This is a genomic window from Mycobacterium sp. (assembly GCF_049802695.1).
Lineage (GTDB): Bacteria > Actinomycetota > Actinomycetes > Mycobacteriales > Mycobacteriaceae > Mycobacterium.
This window is the reverse complement of the sequence record NZ_JBARMY010000283.1, coordinates 1-5221: the sequence shown is the minus strand read 5'-3', so window position 1 is coordinate 5221 and position 5221 is coordinate 1. Positions and strand designations below refer to the sequence as shown.

Annotated in this window: 5 protein-coding genes; all 5 read right to left on the bottom strand. The window is 67.3% G+C overall.

Annotated features, from left to right (window positions below):
* Positions 1 to 175: 175 nt before the first annotated feature.
* Positions 176 to 1408, bottom strand: coding sequence for an O-succinylhomoserine sulfhydrylase (locus WA317_RS11565; RefSeq protein WP_425173158.1), 1233 nt, complete (start codon positions 1406 to 1408; stop codon positions 176 to 178).
* Positions 1409 to 1457: 49 nt separating this feature from the next.
* Complete coding sequence (locus WA317_RS11560; RefSeq protein WP_425173157.1) at positions 1458 to 1874, bottom strand: rhodanese-like domain-containing protein; 417 nt, start codon at positions 1872 to 1874, stop codon at positions 1458 to 1460.
* Positions 1875 to 1913: 39 nt separating this feature from the next.
* Positions 1914 to 3194 (bottom strand): formate-dependent phosphoribosylglycinamide formyltransferase, encoded by a 1281-nt coding sequence (gene purT / locus WA317_RS11555; protein ID WP_425173159.1) that lies wholly within the window; start codon positions 3192 to 3194, stop codon positions 1914 to 1916.
* A gap of 265 nt (positions 3195 to 3459) precedes the next feature.
* A complete protein-coding gene (locus tag WA317_RS11550; protein ID WP_425173156.1) occupies positions 3460 to 4098 on the bottom strand; it encodes a PaaI family thioesterase in 639 nt (212 codons plus the stop codon).
* On the bottom strand, positions 4095 to 5221 hold a 1127-nt coding region (locus tag WA317_RS11545), incomplete at its 5' end, for an adenylosuccinate synthase (RefSeq protein WP_425173155.1). The genes WA317_RS11550 and WA317_RS11545, both read right to left, overlap by 4 nt.

The following is a 5221-nucleotide window of genomic DNA, read 5'->3' as shown; positions in this document are numbered from 1 at the left end:
CGCGGCACCTGAGCGGCGACGGTGCCTGCGGCCAGGATCAGCGGTAGTTTCAGGACCGTTCGACGCTGCACGATGTGACCATAAGTCGCCCGCAGCGGTGTCCCCGGTATTTGCGTGCCGCGTCGCGACAGTTAGGTTGAAAAACGTTATCTGGCCGTCACTCGGCGCAGCCGCGCTAGCTCAGAGCTTGATCGATGTCAGCGATCAGGTCCTCAGTGCCTTCCAGCCCGATCGAGATGCGAACCACATTGTCGCCAAGTCCGATTGCGGCCCGCCCCTCAGCGCCCATCGCCCGGTGAGTGGTGGTCGACGGATGGGTGATCAGCGACTTCGCATCGCCGAGGTTATTGGAGATGTCGATGAGCCGCAGCTTGTCCAGCACCTCGAAGGCACGCTGCTTGGCCGCGCTTTCCGGGGCGTCGAGCGCGAAGGTGACGACGGTGCCGCCGCCGGACATCTGGCGCTTGGCCAAGTCGTGCTGGGGATGCGACGGCAGATAGGGGTAGCGCACCCAACTCACCGCTGGGTGACCCTCCAGGAATTCGGCGATGCGATGGGCCGAGGCGTTGCTGTACTCCACCCGAACTGACAGAGTTTCGAGGCCTTTCAGCAAGATCCAGGCATTGAAGGCGCTCAACGCCGGGCCGGTGTGCCGCATCAGCTTTTGCACCGGACCGTCGATGTACTCCTTGTCGCCCAGGATGGCACCGCCCAGCACCCGGCCCTGCCCGTCGAGGTGCTTGGTACCCGAGTACACCACCACATCGACGCCCAGCGGCAATCCCTGCTGCAGCAGCGGTGTGGCAAAGACGTTGTCCAGCACTACTTTTGCGCCCGCGGCATGAGCCAGATCGCTGACCGCGGCGATGTCGACAAGCGACTGCATCGGATTCGACGGGGTCTCGAAGAATACCGCCTGGGTGGGCACCGCCAGCGCTTCTTCCCATTGGGCGAGGTCGTCGCCGTCGACGAAGACCGTTTCAACTCCCCAGCGCGGAAGGATCTCGTTGCAGACCACGAAGCAAGACCCGAACAGGCTGCGCGCGGCGATCAACCGGTCGCCGGCACCCAAAAGCGCGCCCAACGAGGTGAAGACCGCCGCCATACCGCTGGCGGTGGCGAACGCCGCCGGCGCGTCTTCGATCAGGCGGAGCCGCTCCTCGAACATGGTGACGGTCGGATTGCCGTAGCGCGAGTACACATAGCGGTCCACCTCGCCGGCGAACGCCTGCTCTGCGGCGGAAGCGCGTTCGTAGACGTAGCCTGACGCCAGGTAAAGCGCCTCGGCCGTCTCTTCGAACTGCGAGCGCAGCAGCCCGCCCCGTACGCCGATGGTGGCCTGGCCGACCCCGTCCGGCAGCGGCGCCGGCGTGCGGATGGACTCGCGCTCTCCGTTATCACCGGTCACTTGCGCCGCTCCTCCTCATCGCTGCGCTCTGCATCGTCGCCGGCGGGCGTCATGACTGCTTCCAGGGCAGACCTATCGCCCGCCAGCCGGATCCGCCGCGGTGACCGGCGTCATCAAGGTGGCCTTCGAAACCTTCCAGGACGTTGTAGGACGGAGCGATACCGGCCTCGGTGGCGGCCTCGGCCGCGCTGATCGAGCGGTTGCCGGAGCGACACAGGAACACGATTGGTCGGTCATCGGCATCGGCGGGCACCTGTTCGGACAGCTCGGCGAGGAAGTTCTCGTTGCGCTGACCGTCGGCCCGGTTCCACTCGATGTAGACGACGTCACGGCCCAGGCTGGACAGATCGGGCACACCGACGAAGCGCCATTCGGCATCGGTGCGGACGTCCACCAGCACCGCTTGGGGGTTGTCACTGAGCAGCTTCCAGGCCTGCTCAGGCGTGATATCTCCGGCGTAGCTCACCCGCGTGAGTGTCGCACACTCAGCTGAGGGCCCACTGAATCAGGGTTGGGGCAGCCGACGCAACACGGCAGCCACCTGGCGGGAGCGGTCACGCGCCGTCGAGATGTCCGGAGCGGTGGCAAGGGCTGCGCCGAACCGGCGCCGCGACTCCGTCCCGCGACTGCTGAAAACCCGAATATCGCTTTCTGGAACGGCGAGCGCGTCGGCAAGCGCAGCGGAGGTGTGCGGCTCCGCGTGATCGGCCGCGGCGATCGCATCGTGGCCGGCGTGGATGACCTGCGCAGCGCCCGGCGAAATCATGACCGTGTCCACCGTGAGGCCCAGAGTGACCCGGGCCTGCAGCTCGAACTGCGAGAGCCGCTGGGTACGCAGCGTCACCAGTCCACTTTCCAGTGGACGGGCAGTGACGTCGCTGAAGTAGACCTCGTCGCCGGCGACCATCAAATCGACAGCAAAGAAGCCACGGCCGCCCAGCGCCTTGACGATGCGGGCAGCGATCGACTTCGCCGAATCCAGCGCCGCTGGGCTCAGCTGTTGCGGCTGCCAGCATTCCAGCACGTCGCCGCCGGGCTCGCTGTGCCCGATCGGTGCGCAGAACTCGATTCTCATTCCCGCCGAGCCCTCGCTTGCCACGGCGAGCAACGTCACGTGAACGTCGACCTCGACCGCGGTTTCCGCCAGCACACGGTTGTGGGTCAGTGCGCTCCCCGCCGACACCGCGCGCTGCCAGGCCGGTTCCACCTCGTCGGGCTTAGACACCCTGGACTGGCCCTGGCCGCCCGCCTTGAGCGGCTTCACCACCAACGGAAACCCGGCGTGCGCGGTCACCGCCTTGAGCTCGTCCAGTGAGCCGGCGAACCAGAACGGCGCAGTCGGCAGCCCCAGCCCGTCGGCGGCCAGCCGCCGCAACCCTTCCAGGTCGTTGCTCAGCCGCGCGCCGCGAGCGCTCGGCACCACCCGGGCGGACTGAGTTTCCGCGACCGCGGTCAACGCGTCGGCGGCGACCGCCTCGCTCAGGGGCACGACGTAGTCAGGCCGTATCCGCCCGATCTCCGCCATCAGCTCGTCGGCGGCGGTCATCTTGACCACCAGCGACTGGTCGGCAACGCCGTGCGCGGGCGCGTCGGCATGCGCTTCCACCGCGATCACTTCGGCGCCGAGACGCTGAAAAGCGATCGTCAGTTCGCGCGCCAACTCGTCGGAACCCAGCAGCATCACCTTGATCCGGTGACCGTCGTCGCGACGTCGCGCCGCCGGATTCGTCGACTCGTCGCGCCGGTCGTGCTCTTCATTGCGCTCCGCTGTGCGGCCCTGGCCCACCGGACCGCCCGACCCGTCAGTCATCGCGCTGCGCCCTGAGCCGGTTCATCCGTCGTCGCGCTAGATGCATGCTGCTCAGGATAGGTGCGCAAATCGCGGCGCCGGCGCCGGACTTCCGGTCGAGTGAGACGAGCTGCGAAGAAGGTGCGGGCAGAGGTCCAGCACGGTGTCGGCCAGGCCGAGGATGGCGACGTTCGGAGCGCCAACGAAGAGGGCGTCTGATGATTCCGCCACCACCGGCCTCCGGGTGATCAGCCGCCTCGGCTCAGGGCTGACCGGGCAGCAGCCGCACCATCAGCGCGTGCACCTCGGCCAGCAGGTTCTCGTCCTCGTCGACGAGTTCACCGGAGATGAATGCTTTACGGCCCTCCGCCGAGTCGACGCGGCCGCGTACGACCAGCGGCGTGTCGATCGGCGTGACCGCGCGGTAGTCCACTTTGAGGAAGGCGGTGCGGCTGATCGGGCGCGCCGCAGCGTGCACCACCATCCCGCACAACCAGTCGAACACCAGCGGTATGACCCCGCCGTGCACCGCCATGTTGCCGCCAACGTAGTAGCGGCTGAAGTGGCCGCGCATCTCCACCCCGTCGGGGTCGAATTTCGCCATGTTCCACGGCGGCATCAAGATGCTGCCCATCCCTGGCAGCGAGGGAGCACGTCCGGCGGGAGCCACCCCCTCGGGCACCTGGAACGGGTCGAGCGACTCGACCAACTCTTCGGCCCGCCCGGCCACCTCTTGCCACTTGTCGTCGTCCCCCAGGTCAGTCGAGACCGCCAGGTCCTGCAGGCGCCGCATGGCGGTGACGAAGTTGGCGAAACCCGGGCCCGGCTCGGCGATGTCGTAACGCGGGAAGCCACCGTGCTTGCCGTAGTCGGGATCGGTAGCCTCCGGCTGGTCGCTCATCCGCGGGCCTGCAGCACGTCGCGGCGCACGATGGTCTGATCCCGGCCCGGACCTACGCCGATGCACGAAACATGCGCTCCAGCAAGCCCTTCCAGCCTCAGCACATAGTCGCGCGCCTTGGCCGGCAGGTCGTCGAATGTTCGCGCTGCGGAAATGTCCTCCCACCAGCCCGGCAATTCCTCGTAGATCGGCTCGGCGCGGGACAGATCGCTCTGGGTCATCGGCATCTCGTGCGTGCGCTCCCCGGCCACCGTGTAGCCCACACACACCGGCACCGTTTCGAGGCTGGAGAGCACGTCGAGCTTGGTCAGGAAGTAGTCCGTGATGCCGTTGACCCGGGTGGCGTAGCGAGCGACCACCGCGTCGAACCAGCCGCAGCGCCGACGCCGACCGGTGGTGACCCCGAATTCACCCCCGGTCTTGGACAGGTACTCGCCGTGCTGATCGAACAGCTCGGTGGGGAACGGGCCCGAGCCCACCCGGGTGGTGTAGGCCTTGAGGATCCCCAGCACGGTGGTGATCCGGGTCGGTCCGATGCCCGAGCCGACGGCGGCTCCACCGGCGGTCGGGTTGGATGACGTCACATAGGGGTAGGTGCCGTGGTCGACGTCGAGCAGGGTGCCCTGTGATCCCTCCAGCAACACCGTCTCGCCGGCTTCCAACGCGTTGTTGAGCAGCAGCCGGGTGTCGGCGATGCGGTGCCGGAAGTGCTCGGCTTGCTGCAGTAGAGCATCGACCACGTGCGCCGGGTCGAGGGCTTTGCGGTTGTAGATCTTGACCAGCACCTGATTCTTGAATTCCAGCGCCGCCTCGATCTTGTGGGCCAGCAGCGCCGGATCGCGCACGTCGGCGACGCGGATCCCGAGGCGGGCGATCTTGTCCTGGTAGCACGGCCCGATCCCGCGACCCGTCGTGCCGATCTTTTTGCTGCCCATATACCGCTCGGTCACTTTGTCGATGGCCACGTGGTAGGGCATCAGCAGGTGCGCGTCGGCGGAGATCAACAACCGGGAGGTGTCCACGCCGCGGGCTTCCAAGCCGGCCAGCTCGGTCAGCAACACGCCGGGATCGACCACCACCCCGTTGCCGATCACGTTCGTGACGCCGGGCGTCAGCACACCGG